The 22,386-nt window shown below is 43.7% G+C and carries 20 protein-coding genes; 14 read left to right on the forward strand and 6 right to left on the reverse strand.

What is annotated here, in order from left to right; all coding sequences use genetic code 11:
* Positions 1 to 77: 77 nt before the first annotated feature.
* Both B5X60_RS14030 and B5X60_RS14035 read right to left on the reverse strand, forming a co-directional pair.
* Entirely contained in the window at positions 78 to 443 is a 366-nt protein-coding gene (locus B5X60_RS14030) for a hypothetical protein (protein ID WP_079703354.1), read from the reverse strand.
* 164 nt (positions 444 to 607) lie between these two features.
* Positions 608 to 1,306: an SMUG2 DNA glycosylase family protein gene (locus B5X60_RS14035; protein WP_079703355.1), complete on the reverse strand. Its 699-nt coding sequence runs from the start codon at positions 1,304 to 1,306 to the stop codon at positions 608 to 610.
* A gap of 68 nt (positions 1,307 to 1,374) precedes the next feature.
* On the opposite strand from B5X60_RS14035, the gene B5X60_RS14040 reads away from it, so the two are divergent.
* Positions 1,375 to 1,803, forward strand: a complete 429-nt coding sequence (locus B5X60_RS14040; RefSeq protein WP_079703572.1) for a DUF1810 domain-containing protein — start codon at positions 1,375 to 1,377, stop codon at positions 1,801 to 1,803.
* Between the two features lie 153 nt (positions 1,804 to 1,956).
* Here B5X60_RS14040 and B5X60_RS14045 read toward each other — a convergent pair whose 3' ends face one another.
* On the reverse strand, positions 1,957 to 2,253 hold the full coding sequence (locus B5X60_RS14045) for a Dabb family protein (RefSeq protein ID WP_079703356.1): 297 nt from the start codon (positions 2,251 to 2,253) through the stop codon (positions 1,957 to 1,959).
* Positions 2,254 to 2,426: 173 nt separating this feature from the next.
* Between B5X60_RS14045 and B5X60_RS14050 the strand changes: the two genes are divergently transcribed.
* The 6 genes from B5X60_RS14050 to B5X60_RS14080 all read left to right on the forward strand — a co-directional run bounded on the left by B5X60_RS14050 (position 2,427) and on the right by B5X60_RS14080 (position 7,909).
* Positions 2,427 to 3,116 carry a TerB family tellurite resistance protein gene (locus tag B5X60_RS14050; RefSeq protein ID WP_079703357.1) on the forward strand — a complete coding sequence of 230 codons (690 nt, stop codon included), beginning with the start codon at positions 2,427 to 2,429 and terminating at the stop codon, positions 3,114 to 3,116.
* Between the two features lie 44 nt (positions 3,117 to 3,160).
* Complete coding sequence (locus tag B5X60_RS14055; RefSeq protein ID WP_079703358.1) at positions 3,161 to 3,535, forward strand: hypothetical protein; 375 nt, start codon at positions 3,161 to 3,163, stop codon at positions 3,533 to 3,535.
* A gap of 6 nt (positions 3,536 to 3,541) precedes the next feature.
* Positions 3,542 to 3,991 (forward strand): SH3 domain-containing protein, encoded by a 450-nt coding sequence (locus B5X60_RS14060; RefSeq protein ID WP_079703359.1) that lies wholly within the window; start codon positions 3,542 to 3,544, stop codon positions 3,989 to 3,991.
* Between the two features lie 204 nt (positions 3,992 to 4,195).
* On the forward strand, positions 4,196 to 4,726 hold the full coding sequence (locus B5X60_RS14065) for a hypothetical protein (protein WP_221406254.1): 531 nt from the start codon (positions 4,196 to 4,198) through the stop codon (positions 4,724 to 4,726).
* 220 nt (positions 4,727 to 4,946) lie between these two features.
* Positions 4,947 to 6,734, forward strand: coding sequence for a c-type cytochrome (locus B5X60_RS14070; protein WP_221406255.1), 1,788 nt, complete (start codon positions 4,947 to 4,949; stop codon positions 6,732 to 6,734).
* 323 nt (positions 6,735 to 7,057) lie between these two features.
* Positions 7,058 to 7,909 carry a UDP-2,3-diacylglucosamine diphosphatase gene (locus B5X60_RS14080; protein WP_079703362.1) on the forward strand — a complete coding sequence of 284 codons (852 nt, stop codon included), beginning with the start codon at positions 7,058 to 7,060 and terminating at the stop codon, positions 7,907 to 7,909.
* A 3-nt stretch (positions 7,910 to 7,912) separates the two neighbouring features.
* On the opposite strand, the gene B5X60_RS14085 is transcribed toward B5X60_RS14080, so the two are convergent.
* The 3 genes from B5X60_RS14085 to B5X60_RS14095 all read right to left on the reverse strand — a co-directional run bounded on the left by B5X60_RS14085 (position 7,913) and on the right by B5X60_RS14095 (position 11,648).
* Positions 7,913 to 9,268 (reverse strand): GH1 family beta-glucosidase, encoded by a 1,356-nt coding sequence (locus B5X60_RS14085; RefSeq protein WP_079703363.1) that lies wholly within the window; start codon positions 9,266 to 9,268, stop codon positions 7,913 to 7,915.
* Positions 9,269 to 9,277: 9 nt separating this feature from the next.
* Positions 9,278 to 10,303 (reverse strand): glycosyltransferase family protein, encoded by a 1,026-nt coding sequence (locus B5X60_RS14090; protein ID WP_079703364.1) that lies wholly within the window; start codon positions 10,301 to 10,303, stop codon positions 9,278 to 9,280.
* A gap of 505 nt (positions 10,304 to 10,808) precedes the next feature.
* The gene (locus B5X60_RS14095) at positions 10,809 to 11,648 is read right to left on the reverse strand and encodes a ThuA domain-containing protein (protein WP_079703365.1); all 840 of its coding nucleotides are present in this window, start codon (positions 11,646 to 11,648) and stop codon (positions 10,809 to 10,811) included.
* A 281-nt stretch (positions 11,649 to 11,929) separates the two neighbouring features.
* Here B5X60_RS14095 and B5X60_RS14100 point away from each other — a divergent pair, with 281 nt between their 5' ends.
* The 7 genes from B5X60_RS14100 to B5X60_RS14130 all read left to right on the forward strand — a co-directional run bounded on the left by B5X60_RS14100 (position 11,930) and on the right by B5X60_RS14130 (position 22,326).
* The gene (locus tag B5X60_RS14100; protein ID WP_079703366.1) at positions 11,930 to 12,301 is read left to right on the forward strand and encodes a PadR family transcriptional regulator; all 372 of its coding nucleotides are present in this window, start codon (positions 11,930 to 11,932) and stop codon (positions 12,299 to 12,301) included.
* On the forward strand, positions 12,247 to 13,329 hold the full coding sequence (locus tag B5X60_RS14105) for a permease prefix domain 1-containing protein (RefSeq protein ID WP_079703367.1): 1,083 nt from the start codon (positions 12,247 to 12,249) through the stop codon (positions 13,327 to 13,329). Before B5X60_RS14100 ends, B5X60_RS14105 begins: the two co-directional genes overlap by 55 nt.
* Before the next feature lie 61 nt (positions 13,330 to 13,390).
* A complete protein-coding gene (locus B5X60_RS14110) occupies positions 13,391 to 14,731 on the forward strand; it encodes an amidohydrolase family protein (protein ID WP_221406256.1) in 1,341 nt (446 codons plus the stop codon).
* Positions 14,732 to 14,779: 48 nt separating this feature from the next.
* Positions 14,780 to 14,962 carry a hypothetical protein gene (locus B5X60_RS14115; RefSeq protein WP_079703368.1) on the forward strand — a complete coding sequence of 61 codons (183 nt, stop codon included), beginning with the start codon at positions 14,780 to 14,782 and terminating at the stop codon, positions 14,960 to 14,962.
* Between the two features lie 637 nt (positions 14,963 to 15,599).
* The gene (locus B5X60_RS14120; RefSeq protein WP_079703369.1) at positions 15,600 to 18,026 is read left to right on the forward strand and encodes an outer membrane beta-barrel family protein; all 2,427 of its coding nucleotides are present in this window, start codon (positions 15,600 to 15,602) and stop codon (positions 18,024 to 18,026) included.
* Positions 18,027 to 18,170: 144 nt separating this feature from the next.
* Complete coding sequence (locus B5X60_RS14125) at positions 18,171 to 19,388, forward strand: exo-beta-N-acetylmuramidase NamZ family protein (protein ID WP_317043759.1); 1,218 nt, start codon at positions 18,171 to 18,173, stop codon at positions 19,386 to 19,388.
* A gap of 232 nt (positions 19,389 to 19,620) precedes the next feature.
* Complete coding sequence (locus B5X60_RS14130; RefSeq protein WP_170878461.1) at positions 19,621 to 22,326, forward strand: FG-GAP-like repeat-containing protein; 2,706 nt, start codon at positions 19,621 to 19,623, stop codon at positions 22,324 to 22,326.
* The last annotated feature ends 60 nt before the right edge of the window (positions 22,327 to 22,386 follow it).

Genomic DNA, 22,386 nt, shown 5'->3' on the forward strand with positions numbered 1-22,386 from the left:
TCCCTACTATCCATTATCTACCTGTGCGTCCCAATTGCACCATCTCCAATATCAACCCTACATTCTCTACACTTAACTCAAAAAGAGTCATTCTCCGGTTCTGGATTTTCCCAGTCAGTTTCATCAGCTTTTTCTTGCTGGCTTAATCCGCTACCTGGTCCCTGGTGGTATGGAGCGGCCGGATCTTTAAATTCGCTGCTGGGTTTGGACCCCGGACCCGTATATTGGCTCACGTCAAGGCCACGTTCATCATCAGTGGGCTGACCACCAACATAGCCTACCGTTTCATTCGGGTGGCCGGTCTTTTTTCCCTGAGAAAGCTCAAGATCGTCTTTGACGACCTCTGCGTCAGCTTTCTTGTCCTCCGTTTTTACGGCTTTGGCGTCACTTTTACTTTGATTTTGTTCGTGAAACTCGCCCCTGGTATGGTTTTCAAAAGTCATGGTCGGAAATTTAGTAATTACTATAAAGAGATTTTTAATCCAAAAATGTTTTGATTACGGATAAATAATGCGATTGTACCCGGTCCTGGAGCAAAATGAAATCATACACGTGTTTACTTCAGGAGAATTTGAATTTGGGAATTAATAGATACTTTGGACGGTGTTTAATTGGTTATTGAATCAAATGCCGCAAGATATTTATCAATGTAAAATTGCTTGCTGCGGTTTTTGTACTGCATGATAAACCTTGGGTGTTCCAGGGGGACAATCTTCTTGAAGAACCCATGCTCAACGTTAAGCTTATTTAGGAATTTCTCGTTTTTACCAGTACCAAAGCAAAAACAAGTCGTCCTTTCAACTCCTAGTCCAATGAGTTTGTTCAGGCTGTCGATCATAAATCCCTGAACGGCATTGATCAGTTCCCGGCTGTCGTAATAATTATAGTTTGTTTCCTTTCCATTTTTATCTATGGATGTAAAACCTAGCGGGCAGGGCGAATTTATATAGAACCTGCTGTAGAATGCCTCCGGTCCTCCGAATGCTTCAATCACCTCGTACACGAAAACAGACGAGGGTTCATGGGACATCCTGCCAGTATAACCGATATTAAGCTCATTAATAAGTCGCTTTGGATCCGTGAACGGTATGCCAGTCAGGCCGCCACCCAGCCGGCTGGGATTTATCCCTAAAATCAGGTGGCGCGAATTCTGGTCATTATAATATTTGCGGTAAAAGTCCTCCACGATGTTCATGGTAGCTGGAAATTCTTTGAATGGATTCATGATGCGAATCCCTGGCGGCAAAGGGTTTCCGTTATAGCTTATCTCCCTGTTGAACTGAATGGCTTTATCTGCGAAGGTCATAGAATAAAATTAACGCACAATATCGAAAATCATTTTTAAAGCGTTTTTGTTATCAGAATATGGCTGTAATGACAACTCAGGAATTTGGACCTTTTTATACTGCCCAAAAGCACAATTTCGCCCGGGCCTTTAGTGAAGTTAAAGACGGTAAAAAGATGAGTCACTGGATGTGGTTCATATTCCCGCAGCTCGCGGGACTGGGTTCGAGCGAGATGGCACAACTGTATGCGATACAAGACATCGCGGAGGCTAAAGCGTACCTGAACGATCCGGTCCTTGGTGAACGTCTCGTCAGCATTTCAAAGCAAGTGCTTGTTCATGGTGATAAAACTGCCAGTGAGATTTTTGGAACACCTGATGATCTTAAGCTAAGATCTTCGATGACACTATTTAGCCTTGTCCCTGGCACCAACCCCGTTTTTCAGGAAGTCCTCAATATGTTTTACGGCGGAGAACCAGATCCGCGTACGATAGCATTACTTAATCAAGGACCTTAGTTCCAAAAAAATAGAATATAGCAAGCCAAACTAGTCCCTTGATAAAAAAGAACAGGAAGCCGGCAAGTCCCAGCTTTTTAATCCATGTTTTGTATTTTGGTCCCATCTGCCGCAAATGTAAAAATATGGCAAGTACAGGTGGGTGAAACTTATTTATTCTGCGTCGTATATCACCACTCTTTCGAAGAATACTCTGAATTCTTCCAAAAAAGCCTGATGCAGCGCATGGTTTTGATAGACATTGTGGCCATCCATATCGTCGAATGCCAATAACAAGCTAAAAGTATAGGAGGTATCTACAACAGCGCGTTCAATTGGTGCGGGAGTGCCAACATGAAAGAATTTCGCAACTTCTATGTCTTTCAATGTTTCGAGGCTTTTACGAAAAGCAATTTTTTGATCTGCGGTGGTATCGGCTTTAAGCCAGAATAAAACGTGGTGTGATATCATTTGTATATTTTTTTCAAAGATAGAAAATGAGCGATGACCTGTCCAGGTAGTTCCATCTTATTTTTTTAATGTAAAACAATCGGGTGACGGCTTGGTTAGAAAATTACTAACCAGTATGACCTGAGGGGTGAGGTTGGAATTTTATCCGCTCTTGGCCATTTAAAATTATCCTTATGGAAGAAAGTAAGCTTTTGAACGATTACACCTCGGAGGAGAAAACAGCCTACCTACACGCTATTGCATCACTCGCAACTGCCGATAGGTCTGCCTCGCCGGAAGAACTTGAATACCTAACTGCCCTTGTCTCAAAAACAGGCCTCTCAATAGCTGAGCAGGAAAGCATTCTCACTTCGGCAAAAGACCCCAATGGTGAGAGTCTGCCGGAGAACCTCGAATTACTCAAATCAAGTGAACTGCGATTTTCCCTCTTAGCGGACCTGATACAGTTTGCCGGGGCAGATCAGACTTATTCTGAAGAAGAGAAGAAAAATGTGGCTGAGATCGCCCGCTTTCTGAATGTTAATCAGGATCAATTTGCTGCGCTGGACCAGTTCGTAGATGAAACGAAAGATAAAAATCTCAGCCCTCAGGAAGTTGAGCAATCAAACTTTCTCTCGGGGACAGGTATCGAAGAGAAACTAAAGTCGGTAGGAATTAACCTTGGGAGCCTGACCAAAGGATTATTAGGAACTCTTGCCCCACTGATTTTGGGCAAAGTTCTGGGAGGAAGCAGGTCATCCGGTTTTCCAGGCCTAGGCTCCGGCGGCTTAGGCTCATTGATTTCAAGCATCACCAGGGGTAATTCAGGAAGGCGTGGTTCGGGAGGTTTGTTGGGAAATATATTGTCCCAGTTGACACGTTAAACTTTAAATCAAACTTACACACCAATTATACTAAATAGCTAGAAATGAAAAACTTCAAACTACTCACACTGGGCGCAATGTTCTGTTTTGTTCTGTTCGCCTGCGGCAAAAAGGATGCTAAGCTGGCCAATACCTGGCAAGTAACAGGTATTGATACTGAAACAGATATCCCTGACTCTCTAAGGAATGCGATGATTGCCAACTCTAAAATGGTCTTCACCGAAGACGGTAACTACACAACTTCCGGCGGAATTGGTGCTGATCAGGGAACGTATACCGTGGACGAAAATGTCAAGAATTTATCAACGGTTTCAACTGCAGGGAAAAGCAGTGAAGTGTACACGATTAGTAAACTCGACAAAGACAATCTAATTCTAATAAACAAAGGCAATACCGTTACTTGTATTGCTGTAAAATAAAAAATCATGGGACTATTTGATCAGGTAAATAAAGCAGTTGTAAATCAGCAGCAGCAAAATAATTATGGCGATGTTTTAAAAAAGGCAGGGATAAATATTCCAAACCTTTGGGTACAGGATGTTGATGGAACTTTAACCATTGCAGGTACCGTGCCCGATATGCAAACAGCGGAGAAAGCCGTTGCAGCATTAAAGTCGCAGCCAGGAGTTGTGAATGTTTTTAACCTGTTGGAGATGGAAGACCTGACCAGCAAGAACATCAAAATGAAAGTAATCACCCAATCATCGAATCTGAATATCAGAAAAGGTCCGGGCACAGATTATGAAATCGTAGGGAAAGCGAAACATGAATCACAGGTGCAGCTAATCAAAAAGATGTACAACGATTGGTACTATGTGCGTACAGAGGACGGAGTTGAGGGATTTAGCTCGGCGAATTATTTGCAGGGGATTTAGCATAGTATAAAGTATCAGCTATCAAGAATCGACATATGGGGTCGGAAGGGTAACAGGGAATGTTCACTTTTCGACCTTTTTTAATAAACAAAATCGAAGCAATCTTAAACGACCGCCTCTTTTTGGTAACACCTGATAAAAAAAACCCTTTCCGAAAGCGATTGGCATGGTAATAGATATCCTTTCATTCTAAATCCTATGATCATGAAAAAGTATTTTCTATTGGCTGCCCTCGTAATTGCGGCCCTGCAACCACTAAAATCGTCAGCACAAATAAATGTAAATGTTAATCTGGGTAGTCAACCTCTTTGGGGACCTGTAGGCTATGAGCGCGCCGAGTACTATTATCTGCCCGATATTGAAACCTACTACCACGTGCCCAGCAAACAGTTTATCTATTTAAACAATAACAACTGGCTATTTGCTTCAAATCCTCCATCACGGTATTCAAACTACAATTTATATAATGGTTATAAAGTAGTATTAAATAGTCCTAAACCTTACCTGAGCTTTACGAACCACAAAGTAAAGTACGCAAAGTTCAAGGGAGCCAAAGGGCAATCTTCCATCAGGTATAGTAACGACCCAAGATATACCCAGGTAATTCGCGCAAATCGCAGCAAAATTACCACAGGGAATACGAAAAAAATAAGCGGAGGAGCTGCTTACAAAGCGCAGTATTCCGGAGGTAAGGGAAAAGGTAATGGAAACGGAAAAGGGAATAAGAAACACTAAGAGCTTCCAGCAGTTATTACGGCCTCAGATTGATTTCTGGGGCTTTTTTTGTTTTCTATTATCCTATCTCTAGGGTAACTCGGGTATGATTAATATCCCCTCATTAATAATGTTACATTTTCTGGAGCACCACTTGCTCTTTGTTCGCAGTTTAATTTCTAAATTTAGTTTGTCATAGCTCCGACAGATAGTTTTAGAATTATAAAAATCGATATCACAAATGAGTAAACTTTACCAGACTTTTCGCACCCGCCGCATGCCGAAGATCTATTTTGCGGCTTTCATAATTTTCTTCACAATTTATGGTTTTACCCATTATCAAAGCTCAAAACTCCCGCCAGGAGATCCGAACAATGCCGGCCTTATTTTGCCGGATGGATTTGAAGCCCTCGCAGTTGTAGACAGCTTGCCGGGATTTGCAAGGCATCTCGCCGTGAACGCCAATGGCGACATTTACGTTAAAACCCGCCTTCATGCCCGTAACGATGGCTATGGAAACATCGCCATGCGTGACACCGATAATGATGGTAAGGCTGATATAATTACTCCGTTCAATAAGTACGAAAGCAGTCAGTATGGTACGGCAATGAAAATCCATAATGGATATCTTTATTATAGCTCGAACCTGATTGTTTACCGCCAGAAACTTGAGCCAGGCAAATTAGTGCCGGAAGGTAAAATCGATACCATCGTATGGGATATGCCACCAAGTCATTCGCACCAGACCAAGCCTATCGCATTTGATGGCAGAGGCTATATGTACGTAGGCTGGGGATTGGGATCGGATGTTTGTACCAATGGTAGACCAGGTGCAATGGGCGCTGGGAAGGCTGATCCGGAAATCCCGGGTGAAGGTTGCCCGGGTATGATCGACCACGGCGGGATCTGGAAATTCAGCGAAAGCAAGCTTAATCAAAAACAAGAACAGGGTAAGCGAGTTGCAACGGGTATGAGAAGTATTGTTGGTATGGATTGGGATAAAACTACAAATGCTTTATATGCGGTAGTTCACGGACGCGACAATTTCAGAATGTTATGGCCGGGCATGTATTCTCCATGGGAGAGTGCAGTGCTTCCATCAGAAGAACTATTCAAGATCCACGATGGTATTGATGGGGGATGGCCATATTACTATTATGACCATATCAGAGGAAAAAAATACCTGAATCCTGAGTACGGTGGTGACAAAGTTAAAGAAGGAAATGGTGCAAAACTGACAAAGCCTGTTATGGGCTTCCCGGGTCACTTCGCACCAAACGATATTTTATTTTACAAAGGAAATCAACTACCTGCCCGTTATAAAAAAGGAGCATTCGTGGTTCTTCATGGCTCTACTATTCGCCAGCCTTACCCTCAGGCAGGATATTTTGTAGCCTTTGTTCCAATGGAAGGCGGGAAGGTAACTGGTCCATGGGAAGTATTTGCAAATGGTTTTGCAAAGAACCCGATCCTAACGGCAAACTCAGCGGGTTATCGCCCAATGGGTATTACCGAAGGTCCGGATGGATCACTTTACATCAGTGAAACTGAAAAAGGTAAAATCTGGCGTGTGATGTACAAGGGCGATAAAGCAAAATTCGGTCCTGCACAACTCGCAAAAATGGTTACTGAAAAGAACACTGCTGCTAATATCAAAGACCCGGATCCAATAAAAGATGATCTGGATAGAGGCAAGCCAGTTGTAGCATCAGCAGTTTATTCAATGTATTGTGCCGCTTGTCACCAGAGAGATGGTAAAGGCGACAACAGTCGTTTCCCGCCACTGAATGAATCAGAATGGGTGAATGGAGATAAGAACAGGCTGATCAGTGTTGTACTGAATGGCTTATCCGGCCCGATCAAAGTTAAAGGGCAGGACTATAACGATCCTATGCCCGCTCACGGCAGTTTCCTGAGCGATGATCAGATCGCCGAAGTATTAACTTATATAAGATCAAACTGGGGTAATACCAGCAGCGCGGTGACTAAAGATGAAGTTGCTGCGATGAGGAAAGCGACAACGAAATAGGGGAGAGATTTCCGTTATTAAAAGGCTGCTGACTTAATGTTAGCAGCCTTTTTTGTTTGCTGCACAGCCCCCGGCATACCGGTTCCACTACTTTCAACTATTCGCTTGGGGTTCCTCCCTTCGGTCGGAATGACGGCCTCCGATTTGGAGGGAGGAGGGAGAGGGAGAAAAGCGAAGCTTCTTCTCCCTCTCCCTCTATAAAAAATATACCCGTCATTCCGACCGAAGGGAGGAACCTCAGGAAGCTTTTCATTTCCCCAATTCCTTAATCCCACCTTAACATCCAGGTCATCTTCCGTCCATTACTTTGCAAACAAACCACCATGCCCAAACGCGAAGTCGATCTCGTAGTAATCTCAGATATCCATCTCGGCACCTACGGCTGCCATGCTAAAGAGCTTCTTAGTTACCTGAAGAGTATCAAACCCAAAAAAATAATTCTGAATGGTGATATAATTGATATCTGGCAGTTCAGTAAATCTTACTGGCCGGAGTCGCATATGAAAGTACTGCGGAGGCTTATGAAGTTTGTTTCAGAAGGAGTTCCGGTTTACTACCTCACCGGTAACCACGACGAAATGCTGCGCAAATTTGCCGACTTAAAGATCGGCAGCTTCAGGCTCTTAAACAAACTTGTGCTTAATCTCGATGGTAATAAAGCCTGGATATTTCATGGTGACGTCTTCGATATTACCATGCAAAATTCCAAATGGCTGGCGAAATTGGGAGCGGTCGGCTATGATACCCTGATCCTGCTGAATAGCTTTGTGAACTGGTGCCTTACATCCATTGGGAAGGAGAAAATGAGCTTTTCTAAACGAATAAAAGCCAGTTTCAAAGATGCCGTAAAGTTCATTAATGATTTTGAAAATACTGCTTCAGACCTTGCAATAGAAAAGGGATACAAATACGTTGTTTGCGGCCATATCCATCAGCCGGAAATGCGCGAGATAATTTCCCCGAAAGGAAAAGTACTATATCTTAATTCGGGGGATTGGGTGGAAAGCCTGACCGCTCTTGAATACCACGATGGACAGTGGAGCATTTATAAATATCAAACAGAGAGTCTTGTTGATATGGTGGCTGATACAGAAGATTTCCTCGACAATCAGGATCTTGAAGCAATGCTTGACATCAAATCGCTGTTCACACAATTCAAAGGGGCAAAGGTTTAAAGATTATCCTTTCAGGAAGTTAGCATACCAATGCCCGGACGATTTAATGATTCTTTGCTGTGTATCAAAATCAACATACACTAATCCGAATCGGGGATGGTATCCCTCCGTCCACTCAAAATTATCGGTCAGGGTCCATGCAAAATAACCTTCGACATTTAACCCTTCACTACGGGCTCGTAAAACTTGCGCCAGGATATTTCTGATGTAATCAGTTCGCTTGGTATCATTGATCTCCCCCTTTGAAATTACGTCGTCAAAAGACGCCCCGTTTTCAGTGATGTAAAGTTTCTTTATTCCCTTATAAGCATTAAACTTTTTGATCATTTCGTAAATCGATTGAGGATAAACCTCCCAACCCATCGACGTAAACGGGACATTCCTTTTACGTGCCTTTACCAATGAAGCCTGAACATAAGGAGTGAAAAAGGAGCTCTTTACGATTTCCCGGGTGTAATTCTGGATGCCAATAAAGTCGAAATCAAAAGCCATCTTATCCTCATCACCCGGATGAAAATACTTTGCTGTTTTTTTCAAGAACCAAAGGTCATCTTTCGGATAACCCATTCCAAGAATAGGCTCGATGAACATTCTATTTAAAAGCGCGTCAATTCGATGTGCGGCAGCAATATTTCTGGGATACGAATTAAATGGCTCAACCAGAGAACAGGAAAAAGTAGTCCCAATTTCTGCGTCCGGAAGCAGGTCTTTCAGGATGCGGCCCCCCTCACTAATGCTCAACACAGTGTGATGCACTGCCGGAATGAAGTTTTTTGCCCCTGTTCTTCCAGGCGCATGTACACCCAGGAAGTATCCGGCGCCGGTGAAAGCCATGGGCTCGTTCATCACGATCCAGTTCTTTACTCTGTCGCCGAAGTGCTTTGCGCAAACTACTGCGAATTCGGAAAACCAGGAGATAACATCCCGGTTAGTCCAGCCCCCTTTTTGTTCCAGGGCATGTGGCAAATCCCAATGATATAATGTAAGCCATGGATCGGTACCATTCTCCAGGCACTTGTCAATTACCCGGTTATAAAAGTCGATGCCTTTTTGATTTACGGCACCTGTCCCATTGGGTAGTATCCTGGACCAGGATGTAGAGAATCTGAAGTTGGGAATGTTGAGTTGTTTAACAAGGTCTAAATCTTCCGGATATCGGTTATAAAAATCGCAGGCTATTTTGCCGTGATGGCCATTTAGTATTTTATTCTTTCGTTCGGTGTAAACGTCCCAGATCGAGCTTCCTTTTTCATCTATATCGTGGCTCCCTTCAATCTGATATGCGGCTGTTGAAACTCCCCACTTAAAATCTTTTCCGAACAGATTCCGGCTTAAACCGCCATCAGTGTCAATATCCATTAATGTCAATCAAATAAATAATGCTTCGTCGCTGTCAAAAGTACTGTCACCTTTATGCTTGTTAACAATCATGTCAACAATTTGCTGTGTAATATCAGGATAATTAACAGATATTTTCTGCCCGTTTTTTAACCATTCCTCAATCATTGATTTGTATCTAGGTTTGAGGCTTTTAATTACCGGAACGGCCATGGCCTTTAAAGCTGCAGCATTGAGGTGCTGCTCATATTGATTTTTCATTGGAATCACCATCAGCTTTTTACCGAGAAAAAGTGCTTCCGCGGGTGTTTCGAACCCAGCCCCGCAGAGTACCCCGGCTGATGATGCCATACTTGCGGTGAATTTTTCGCCATTAACTGGCTGGATAGTGATGTTTTTTGTCCTCGAAAGTTTTGAATTATGCTTTGAAAATACATCCCATTTAACATCGGGGAATTCGGAAAGGAAGTTAATCAATCTTTTATCATCATACGATGGGAGGTATACGGTATAATGACCTTGATTGCTAAGCTCCTGCGTCCGCACCTGTGAACGTATGACGGGAGTAAAGATATTCTCGCGGAAAGGAGAAAAATGAAAACCATATTGAGCACTGGACGGCGCGTAATTATTTAATAACAGCTTGCCCATCATATCTGCATGCTCTGGCCGGGGCAGTCCGGGACTAAGAACCGCTGACTGATGGCTAAGTGAGATACAAGCTTTATTCTTGAAATAGCATGCCCAGGCACTAACCGGTTCGAAATCTGTAATTACAAGATTGTAATCTTCAACAGGTAAATTTTTTATCGATCGGATTAGCTTCCTGATATTCGTGCGGGCAAATGTCTTCCATAAGCTCACACCCCCGGATTTTCCAAAGATGAAGCTCAAGCCAGACAACTTATATTTTACAGAAAACGGCAGGCTTAAATCTCCCTGGCTACCGCTTACCAGAATGTCAACTTCCCCATGCTTTTGCAGACAGGGAACGATATCCAACGCACGGCTTAAATGACCATTGCCAGTCCCCTGGATTGCATAAAGTATTTTCATGTCAGCCGCGTACTAAATGGTCCGGTATGTTTATGATCTCCTTGTCGGAAAGGTGAATAAAATGATCTCATACGAAGCTGAAATATAAACCTGGATATTCCCGGCAGCCAGGTCAGGGGATTCAGATATTTAACAATTTCCATTACGCAAGTTAAAGAGGCGATATTACCCCGGGATTTATTCCTTGTAATCAGATTGTTAACATTCTAGCCAGAGTACTGTTCGACCCCGAAGGGATGTGATATCATGAAAATGCAACGGGAGGTTCCCGCTTTCGCGGGAATGACAACCCGGTTAGGGAATATGGGGAGATTCCAGCCTCCGCTGGAATCTTAGCCGGCCGCAATAAGCTTGAACACCGGTGCAACCATGCGGTTCCAAACTTCGATCCTGACGAAGGTCAGGATCTCCCAATTAACTCACTATATTTGTCATCCCAGCGAACGCTGGGACCTCTTAACCTTAACTTTATATCAAATTCCTTCAGGGTCATTCATATTTTTACTTACTTTCCCCTTCCCATCCAAAGCAAAGCGTCAATAATCAATTTGTTCTGTGTCTCGTTAACAAACTGCCACGACAGCGTCTTATTTGTGTTATCATATTTGTGCTCGTAGTCAATATCATTGTGTCCCATATTGACGTATAGCATCTTGTAATTTTTATTAGTCCACACCACAGGGTAGTAGCCGCTGTGCCAGATCTCATGCAGCTTCGGACCAGTGCCTAATGGGAAACTAGACTGATCAATTGAAAGCAGCACATTGATGTTTGGATTTGCTTTCAGGTCATTTGACCAACTATACCACTCATTGGGGGATGACTTGAATGTTCTCGGCAAGTGTTTAGTGGCGGGGTGCTTACGGTCCTCTACCTTGAGAACGGCCGATGTAGGCCTCCAGGTATTCCCTTTGTACGAGCCTGAGCCAAGAAATTCATTGTAATACCAATCCCACTTCTTCGGATCTTGTGTAAAGGCCGAAACGTGAAAGCCAATAAATCCGCCGCCGTTTTCCATATACTTTTTGAACTCTTCACGCTGCGCTGGTGGAACAACATTATCCAGAAATAAGATCGCTTTATAATCTTTCAGATACTCCGCATTGAGATTGCTCCATTTCTTCGTTGAATCATAAGTGAAATTGAACTCTTCAGCCATTTTTGGAAACCATCTGTTCGCCTCATGAGCAAAGCTGATATGTGCCTGATCCCAGTTAGCGGAATAAAAGGCAAGGACTTTGAAAGCGGGTTTTTTGTTTTGTCCGTAGGAGATGTTTGTTTTAAAGGTTAATAACAGCCCCGCATAGATTAGTGAGGTAATTGCTGATTTGAATGGCGCGCGCATTTGATATGTTTAAAATCTAAATATAAAAAGTGTTTACTGATTTCGCTATTAGGAATTATGTAGCGAATAATTTTTGGAAAGTAACGGTAGTGCTTTTGGCTGCCGCTAGTCCCGTGATCCGCTGCAAGAACCGGCGGCAAAGTTTTCGGCAAATTTAATTGGGAATCTGCCGGTTGCTTTTCGCTACTCCCGGGTTTAGTTACTCAGGACACTGCGGATAACCCTGGAACAAAATTTAAAATAAATTTTTAATACTTAGAACTTCTAAGTATACTTGATTTATGAAAGAGCTGAACAAAGATCTAATGGCAAGTTCATTAGCCCCGATCGTGTTGATGATATTAAGGGGAAGAGAAAGTTATGGCTACGAGATAATCCAGGAACTTCGTGATAAAACCAAGGGACAGCTAAGCGTGGCTGAAGGAACTCTTTATCCTATCCTTAAAAAAATGGAGGCTAAAAAATGGATTGAGAGCAATTGGAAGACTGCTGATACCGGGCGCGAAAGAAAGTACTATATGCTGACTTCTGAAGGTAAGAGAGAGCTTGAGGAGCAGTATTCACAATGGAATTTTATAAATGAATTAATCGATAAGCTATGGAATCAACCAAATTCAATCTCAGGGAGTCAGTTGACAATTACATCAGCCTGATTCAAAATCAAGGAGCACTAACCGGATCAGATGTTAGAGAACTGACGGATCATCTGTTGGATGCGATTGAGGAATTGCATAAGCATGGACTTTCCGAAGAAGAGGCATTTGTAATTGCAGCTAAGAGGTTAGGTAATGAGGAAGTTTTAACCCAGGAATATGCAAAGGTAAATCCTTCAGTAAACACCAATAAAGTATGGGCCTACCTTTTCCTTGGATATAATCTTCTTTACATGTTTTTTGCTCTGATATTTGCGTCATTCGGCGGTTTTTATTTCCTAATTTTTGAAAATTTTGGCACAAGTTCAGTTAGTGTAGGCCTGATTGCCACCATGCACCTCTTATTTAGTTGCCTGATTTTATTTCTCGTCTCTAAGAAGACATTAATTTCCTCATTTATTGACAGACAAGTTCGAATTAACCCGATGCGAATTGTCATAATATCCTTTGTACCCCAAATCGCGCTTTTCGTATTAACGCCCTTGCTCCCTATTACATTTCGTGCGATAATTTCTGTGGATCCTTTTAATTACGCTCTCCGAGAATTTAGGGGATCCATAGTCGAGTTTACATTCTACATAGCTGTGTTTAGCATTCTCGGTGGTATCTTGTCACTAATCTTTAGCATTAGCAACTCTGGAAAAATAACCCTAAAGTCATTATTTGAAAAACCGTCCATACTCTTTTTGGTTTCCTTTGGGATTCTAGTTGAGCTATTTTCTACATCCAGTCGCACTATACCTGCCCTGTATGTTTGGCAAAATGCAGTTGTATTCGGGCTTATTTATGCAGCTGCTGCTTATTTGATAACCATTTATAATGCCTCCACAAATGCACCCAAGTATCTAGTAATCTTTGCGCTTTTTGGATTCGTTACTGAATTATTATTAGGCTTTAACAAGATAGTAGAGAATGGCAACTATTACAACAATATGTTTTTTTGTCCGGCACTCCTGTCAGGACTAGTACTGGGTTGGTGGATTGGCACTGTTCACAGAAAAACTAAACTTATTCCCGACCAGACCTGAGATATTTTGCGCCGAAAGGAATAGATTTACAGAACCGGCTTAGACTCTTAATTTCTGTAATATGAAGCGCCTACTTAAAATATTTGCCATTGCATTAACTGCAATGTTTGTGTTGGTGAGCATAAACGGATCAGCACAAAACACTTCAACTAAAACGCTCCTCAAAAACGCAACCCTGATCGATGGCAATGGCGGCAAACCACTGCAAAATATTGATATCCTTATTGACGGTGAAACGATCTCGGAAATAGGCACAAATTTAAGTGCTTCGGGTGCTAAGCTGGTTAATTTAAAAGGCAAGACAGTTATGCCAGCCCTTATCAGTGCACATGTGCATGTTGGAGTAATTAAAGGTAATGAAGGTGGCGCTAAATTTTACACACGTCAAAACATTATATCGCAGCTAAAGAAATACCAGGATTATGGCATAGGAACCGTACTTGCTATGGGTACCGACAGACCGCTACTTTTCGAAACTGGTCTGCGGGATTCATCAGTGCGGGGGCTTTTGCCTGGCGCAAGATTATATTCCGCCGGATATGGCTTCAATGTTCCAGATCCAACCGTCAGCCACGATTACTTTTTAGGAAATTTATACCGCCCAGCGTCCGTTGCCGAGGTTCCGCTTATGATGGAACAGCTCGCTAAACTGAAGCCTGAAGTAGTAAAGCTTTGGGTTGATGGTAAAATGAAACCTGAGGTTTATCAGGCTATCCTGCAGGAAGCTCATAAGCATAATATAAGGGGGCTTGCACATGTCTTCTATCTTTCGGACGCCCGCAAGCTAGTAGCTTCAGGCATTGACATCTTCGGACATAGTATACGTGACAGCGTGGTTGACAATGCTTTGGTTGAGCAAATGAAGGCCAGGAATATTCCATACATCCCCACACTTACACTCGACCTTTTTGCGCATGCTTACGCGGGAAAACCATATTGGCTGAATGATAAGTTTTTTAAGAAGTCCCTTGAGCCTGGAGTTTATGAGATGCTAAGCTCCGAGAAATATCACAATGATCAGAAAGCATCATCTGCCAGTGCCCGCGCCGCCGCCGCATTTCAAATAGCCATGAAAAACGTAAAAAAGCTGCACGATGCAGGAGTGATGATCGCGCTCGGAACCGACTCCGGTTCATTTCCTTATCGTCCGCAGGGATTTGCAGAACACCTGGAACTGGAAATGCTGGTCAAGGCTGGTCTGACTCCATTGCAGGCAATAACAATCGCTACGCGAAACGCTGCTCGAGTATTGAGAATCGAAAAGAGCTTCGGTACTTTGGAGAAAGGAAAAGTTGCTGATCTAATTATTCTAGGCTCCAACCCCGTGGAAAATATTAAGAATACGAGAGATATTGAGGGGGTTTATAAAGGAGGGATGGTGGTAAGTAGGGGACAGAAATAAAGTATTAAAGCTAAGTCAATAATAAATTTCGTCCCGCTTGTAGCCGGGATGGGCAAGTACTTTTCCTGCAGCAGAAAAGTACCAACCTGCCTGCCGGCAGGCAGGAATGCCGCCGCTGCGCCTGATGCTATTAAAGCTAGTGCTTTGGCTTGGCATGTGATTGCCGCACCAGCCCTGCCTACCGGCAGGCAGGCAATGCGGAATGACGGTGAACGGAGATTCAGTGCTTAGGCTCAAGAAGCGTACACATAGCCTAGCTGGTGGATTGATGTGCGCCTGCGGCCCGCGGTATGTCGTTAGGTACGCGTGTAGCTGACACTAATAGATCTTCAAACTCTGCAAGTTGCAGAACTCGCCCTCCTGAGATTTCGAAGCAAAGGCGCGTTTTAGACCCATAAACTCATTGCCATTGTTTGCCAGCCTTTAAGCAATGCAGAAGTGTTGCAGTCGCATTCAGTTTCGCACTGACTTTCACACGGCTTGTATTGCGCCTTGGGGCTAAAATGTGGATTTGCAAGAAATATCAGGCAGGCGCGGCTGTTACTCGTTTTTGTTTGTTGTTTTTTAAGGCACTCGTGGTCTCCCGCTGGTCGGCATGCCTACTTTCCAGCTGAAGGGACCTCCGGAGGAAGCTTGAGGGCCCTTGAAAACAATTAAACGACCGAAAAACGTAGGTGCCAGTCCGCCGGCACAAGGAGGAATAAATTATTTTTACCCGAAGGAAGGATAATAGGTACCCGCTGCCATGAGCAGATAAAAAATATTAGGCGAAGTCAATCTTGCAACAACCCGCAACAATTCTTGCATGATCTTGCAGGAATAGACAAAAAGTTTCTATCTTCATTATTAATAAGCCCTGCATCTACCTATGTTCAAATCTACCTTCTGCCTTTCACTGCTGGTCTTATTACTTTTTAAACTACAATTAACAGCTCAGCCCGTGGCTCACCAGATCACCGGGCAGGTTGTTGATGAATCACAGCGGCCGCTTCCTGCAGCCACTGTGATTCTTTCTGATCTGCAGGGTAAACAATTCTCTAAAGTATCGACGGATATAAATGGGCGTTTCAAAGTTTTAGTCGACGTAAAGGGTGAAGTCAATCTAAGTATCAGTTTTACAGGATATAAAACATACCAGACAGTATTAAGCTTAAATAGCAGTAAAGATCTTAGTCTTATAAGATTAGTGCCAGGCGAAAATTCTCTCGCTGAGGTAGTTGTTCAGGCTAAGCAGGACTTGATTGAGCTTGAGGGCGGAAGCATAATCTACAATGTTTCAAAAAGCATTGATGCACAGGGAGCCACAGCACTTGATGCGATAAAAAAGGCACCGGGAATTTACGTGGATAATAACAATACCATAACTCTTAATGGCAAACAGGGAGCGATGATATTATTAGACGGTAAGCAGACTTATATGTCGGGACAAGAACTGACCGACCTGCTTCGCTCGATGCCTTCTTCGGGTATCAGATCTGTTGAAATCATCAACAGTCCGACGGCAAAATATGATGCTGCGGGTTCGGCAGGAATCATTAATATCAAAACTCTTAAATCACAGATTAAAGGTTTTAACGGTAATCTGACGACAGGTTTGGCTTACGGCGTCCACGTACGTCAAAATCAGGATCTCTCGTTAAACTACCGAAAAAACAAGGTCAACGTTTACGGAGCCTACAATCATTTCCTGGGATACTATTCTTATCTCTACGGATCCGACAGGATCCAGAACGCTAAAACCTACGACAGCTTTACCGATGACACCGATAAGAGGAACAGGATGGGCAGTCGGTTTGGTGCGGATGTCACACTCGATAAAAAGAATACCCTGGGAGTCCTGCTGACGGGCAACTTTATTTTTGGAGGAGGACTAACTGATACAAAAACTGATATAGGCAACGCTGTATCTCCCGCAACTGTTCAGGTCCTGGATGCGGTTAACGATTACTATCACCAGCTGACTCAGCGTTACAACATGAACCTCAACTATAAGTACGAAGATACACTGGGCAGAATCATTAATGTGGATGCAGATTATGGTTATTTCAAGAAAACAAATGGTAACCTTCAATCGAATATTTACTCCGGAGGGCAGAACAATATTATTAGTGAGAACTATTACAGGTCCCTAAACGCTATAGATATAAATCTGAAAGCCTTTAAATTTGACTATACTACCAATCTGGGTAAGAGTAAGCTTGAGACTGGCATGAAATTCTCCGACATCAGTGCTGACAACGACTCGAAGTTCCTGCATGTATTATCTGCCAAAGATAGTCTGGACGACCGCCGTTCCAATGCATTCGCATACGATGAGCGAATAACCAGTGGCTATGTGAATTTGAAACGCAATTACGCAAAGTGGAGCCTGCAGGGTGGCCTCCGTTTGGAAAATTCCTCATCATTAGGTCAGCTTCGGTTCAAATCGGCTGGCTCTCATCAGCAGGACAATATCCGGCGCAGCTACCTAAACCTTTTTCCGTCTGTAAGCGCGTCATATAAAGCTTCCGCCAGCCATAATTTTTCACTCGGATATTCCAGGAGAATCGACAGGCCCGCCTACCAGGATCTGAACCCTTTCGTTTACATGCTCGATGAGCTTAATTTTTGGCAAGGCAACCCATTTCTGCAGCCGCAGTTATCTCATCGCGGCTCGCTGACATATGCTTATAAAAGCGCTACCATTGTCGGTCTGACCCTTGCGCATACTGATCAGTACAGCACACAAATTACCGATACCCTCGATGTAAACAAGGTCATGCTGGTTTACCGGAATCTTGGGATCCAGAATAACCTGTCCCTCTCACTAACCCAAAATGTTTCACCAGCAAAGTGGTGGGATATTTCGTTTAATAGTACCCTTTACCAGATAAGGAATAAAATTTCATTCGACCAGTATCGCGACTTTGACCTAAAGCAAGCCGCAGCGCGCATGAACCTGCAGCAGACATTCAAACTGCCGAATAAATTCACGGCTGAAATCTCCGGCGCCTTTACATCAAGAAGACTTACCGGAGCGAACAATATCAGCCGATCATTGAGCCAAATAGATCTTGGTTTGCAAAAGAGTATCTTTAATTCAAAAGGAATGCTAAGGCTAGTTTTGAACGATATTTACCAGGGAAACAGAGGCAATTCTGTTCAACGTTACGAAGGCTTCTACATGCGCAGCTACAGCTACTACGAAAGTCGCCAGTTGCGGCTTAATTTCACTTATAAATTTGCGGATGCGAGTGTGAAAGGTCCAAGGTCGAGGAATTCTGCGCTGGGGGATGAGAATGGGAGGATAAAGTAATTGAGATCCGATAGCTATCGGATGGAGAATTGAAAAAAACAATGGGGATTCGGAGGAATTGTTATTCGATTTAATCGGGGAACATTTCCTTCCACATAATTATATACCTTAGTCGAACGTTCCTTTTTAAATACCTAAATGAAAATGACCTTAATCCTAACCTTCCTTCTGGCTGTTTTCGCTGCATGCAGCAATACTGATCTTCCAAAAGAAAAAGCTGATTCTGCTAAGATTGCAAACCAGACTACTCGTCAGGCGGCTATTATTACCGGTGCACAACAGGTCGATAAATACCTGCCCATGCTGAAAGGCAAAAAGGTGGCGCTGGCTATTAACAACACTTCGGTAATCGATGGCAAACTTAGTATGGATACCTTGCTGAAGCTAGGAGTGAACATCGTCAAAGGTTTCGGTCCTGAGCATGGATTCCGCGGAAAGGCCAGTGCAGGTGCAAAAATAGGTGATGAAACAGACGAGAAAACCGGCGTGCCTCTCATATCCTTATACGGCTCAAAATACAAGCCTACAAAGGCAGATATGCAGGGAATAGATGTCATGGTCTTCGATATGCAGGATGTTGGCGTTCGCTTCTACACTTATCTTTCAACACTGCATTACATTATGGAAGCCTGTGCGGAGAATAATGTTGATCTGATCGTTCTTGACCGCCCGAATCCTAACGACGGCTATGTTGACGGACCCGTTCGCGAACCTGATCAGGAATCATTCGTCGGAAAGCACGCAATTCCAATCCTTCACGGTCTTACATTTGGTGAATATGCCGGTATGATCAATGGGGAAGGCTGGCTTCCGGGAAAGGCGAAAAGTAAGCTGACCGTGATTAAAATGCAAAACTATAACCACGGTAAACCATACATTCTCCCTATTGCACCCTCACCAAATCTAAATACACAGCAATCCATACTACTTTATCCTTCATTGTGCCTTTTTGAAGGTACAGTGATCAGCCAGGGGCGTGGAACTCTATATCCTTTCACCGTTCTTGGCAATCCTGAACTGAAAGGTAAATATGACTTCTCGTTCAAGCCAGTTTCTATACCCGGAATGAGTGAAAGTCCACCGCATATGGACAAAGATTGTTACGGAATTGATTTGAGAACGTACGACACTGGTACTTTTGCAAAAACCGGACGGATCAACCTTACCTGGCTCAAGCAGTTCTACGCAGATTATCCTAATAAAGCACAGTTCTTTCGTGCGGCAAACTTTGATCGGCTGGCTGGTACTAGCAAACTTAGAACCCAGATCATCGAAGGAAAATCTGAAGAGGAGATCCGTCAAAGCTGGGAACCGGCTTTGGGGCAGTATAAGGAGACGAGGAAGAAGTATCTGCTCTACTAGTTGACAGTTGACAGTGGACGGTTGACAATGTCGTTCTGACGAATAAACCGTCAACAAGATTTCTCTTTTCATGAATAAAACGTGTGTCGAACCGATTAGGTACGTATGCTAACTGTCAACTGTCAACTGTCAGCTTTGAACTGTCAACTTTTTCCCTATCTTAATGCTGTTAAACAACACCAGCCTCTGAATGTCCCTGAGATATTGTCTCTCCCTGCTTATTTTTTTCCTGTTGGCAACGGTAGCGATCGCTCAGCCAAAAATCACGGGATTCGCACCAAATCGCGGACCGGCAGGGATTAACGTTACCTTGGTTGGAAATTTCAACGCTGTACTTACAAATAACATAGTCTATTTTGGTGCTGTTAGGGGGCGTGTAATTGGTGGTTCGCTTTCTACATTGCTTGTAAACGTTCCGCCGGGAGTAAGTCACGAGGCAGTATCAGTTTTAGATATTGCTACGGGTTTAACTGGATTTGCAAGACATCCATTTGTGATGAACTACAACGGAACATCCAGTCTTACTCCTGCTTCTTTTCCCAGCAGAAATGACTTCGCTGCACAAAACAATATAACAGGAATTGCGATTGCAGACCTCAACAACGACCCTAAGCCTGACATCATCACGGCCAATGGTAGTTCGCTCAATATCTCTGTTCTTCAAAATGCTAGCTCCGTAGGCAGTGTTAAATTTAACACGCATATCGACTTCCCCATTTCTTCCTCAGGCATTCTGGGGGCTATTGCTCTTGCCGACTTCGATGGCGATGGTCGCAAAGATGTTGTAGTTGCAAATGTTTCGCAGAACAAGATCATTGTTTTAAAGAATGTAACTACTAGTCAGGGGCCTGTAAATTTCACTAACAAGATCGAATTTGAAACAGGTAATGAGCCGCATTCCATAGCCACTGCAGATTTTGACCTGGATGGGAAGATTGACATAGCAGTTTCAAATACGAAGTCTGGAACAATATCGGTATACCGTAATATTTCCAGCCCCCAGGCCATCGACTTTGCCTCAAAAGTGGATGCACAATCTGGCGGAAATGTGAAAGGCATTTCACTGACCGACGTGGATGCCGACGGCCGGGTAGATATTGTGGCAGCGAATCAGCTCCCAAGTGGTATATCGGTAATTCGTAATATAGGGAATTCAAATATTGGTTTTGCACTACGGTTTGATTTCCCCGGAGGTAGTCAGTTGGAAGATATTGCAGCTGGCGACATGAATGGTGATGATCAGATTGACGTGGTGTCTACCAGTAAAGGGAACCCGGTGAACAATGTGACAATTTTCCGGAATACCAATAACGTAAAGTTGATGAGCTTCCTTCCCGGCCCTGATCTTTCTACAAATGCTTCCGCAATCGGTGTAGATCTGGCTGACCTTAACGGAGACAGCTATGTCGATATAGGCATTGCAAACAATTCATCAAACAGTATTTCGTTATTCAGCAACATTGGAACGGGTGGCAATATGGTCTTTGAGCCTCCGGTAAATTATGCAGCCGGTCAGAATCCGGGACCAATTGCCATGTGCGATTTTGATCTTGATGGGAAAACTGATATTGCAGTAGCGAATAGCGGCAGCAATCTTGTGTCGGTTTATCTTAATGAAAATTCTCCCTGTCCCACAAAAGCAACTTTGGGCGGATCCGAATGCATTGGCGGAAAACTGTCCGTGAGTTCCAGTCAGCCTCCTACCGCAATTTCCTGGCTCCTTAACGGACAAACGATTGCTGGTCAACAGGGAGCCGATCATACGATCCTCAAGACAGGAAGCTACACAGCAGTGGTAACCTTTGCCGGTGGATGTTCTGTAACAACGAATCCTGTTTGGATAGGAGAGAATAAAGCCGAAGTAAAGCTCACGGTAAATTCTGCAGCCTTATGCTCGTCCACTACATCGGTATTTAACGTATCAGCAGCGGGGGCAAGCGCTGCAACCATTTATCAATGGAAAATAAATGGAGTTAATTCAGGAGTGCTAACCACTTCTGTTACATTCTCGCCCACTGGTTTAAAGGTTGGCGATCAGGTGAGCGTTGAAGCCTTCGTAGCAAATGCTTGCGGGACGATATTCCCTGCTGCCAGTAACGTCATCACTATGACTCCTCCTTCTTTAGAGGCGCCTGCAATTATCATCCGGACAGACAACACAGAGGTCTGTACTGGCGCGAATGTCATATTTACACTTTTGGCAACTTATGCCGGCTCAGCTCCGTCCTACCAATGGATGCGAAATGGAGTAGCCATACCCGGAGCTACTGCTGGTATCTTAAATATAAGCCAGCTCGCTGATGGCGACCGGATCAGCTGTGACGTAACGAGCAATGATCCCTGCCAGGCAATTACCCAGGCCAAAAGCAATGAGATAAAGATCGCTATCATGTCGACTCCAGCGCCAGAGATTACTATCATGAGTAATGCGAAGCTTGTCTATAATGGGGCTGCAGTCACATTCACAGCATCCACACAAAACGCAGGGCCTCAGCCGGAGTATGAATGGCTGGTTAATGGAATAAAGTCGGGAACTAATGCCCCTGTTTTTGTTACCCGTGAATTGCAGGAAGGGGATGTGGTAGAGTGCCGGCTGCTAAGCAACTTGAACCTTGCATGTAAAGGAATTGAAACTGTCTTATCAAATGCTATCGCGATTTCGATCACCGACATTACAACAGTTGAGCCGCCTAGCGCTTTTTCGCCAAATGGCGATGCAGTAAACGATACCTGGGAGATCCCTGGAATAAGTGCCTTCCCCGAAAGCCGGATTAAAGTGTTCAATCGCTACGGATCAGAAGTCTACAATTCTGTCGGCTACGAAAAACCCTGGACTGGAGAGTATAATGGCGCAGTTATCCCCGTCGGCGTATATTACTACTGGATAGTTCTTGGTAATGGAACCACGGTTAAAGGGAATGTGACGGTGTTGAGGTGAGGAACGTTATACGTTATACGTTGTACGTTATACGTTCACGTGTTAATGCTTAAGTTATTG

This window comes from Daejeonella lutea, from assembly GCF_900168015.1.
Classification (GTDB): Bacteria; Bacteroidota; Bacteroidia; order Sphingobacteriales; family Sphingobacteriaceae; genus Daejeonella; species Daejeonella lutea.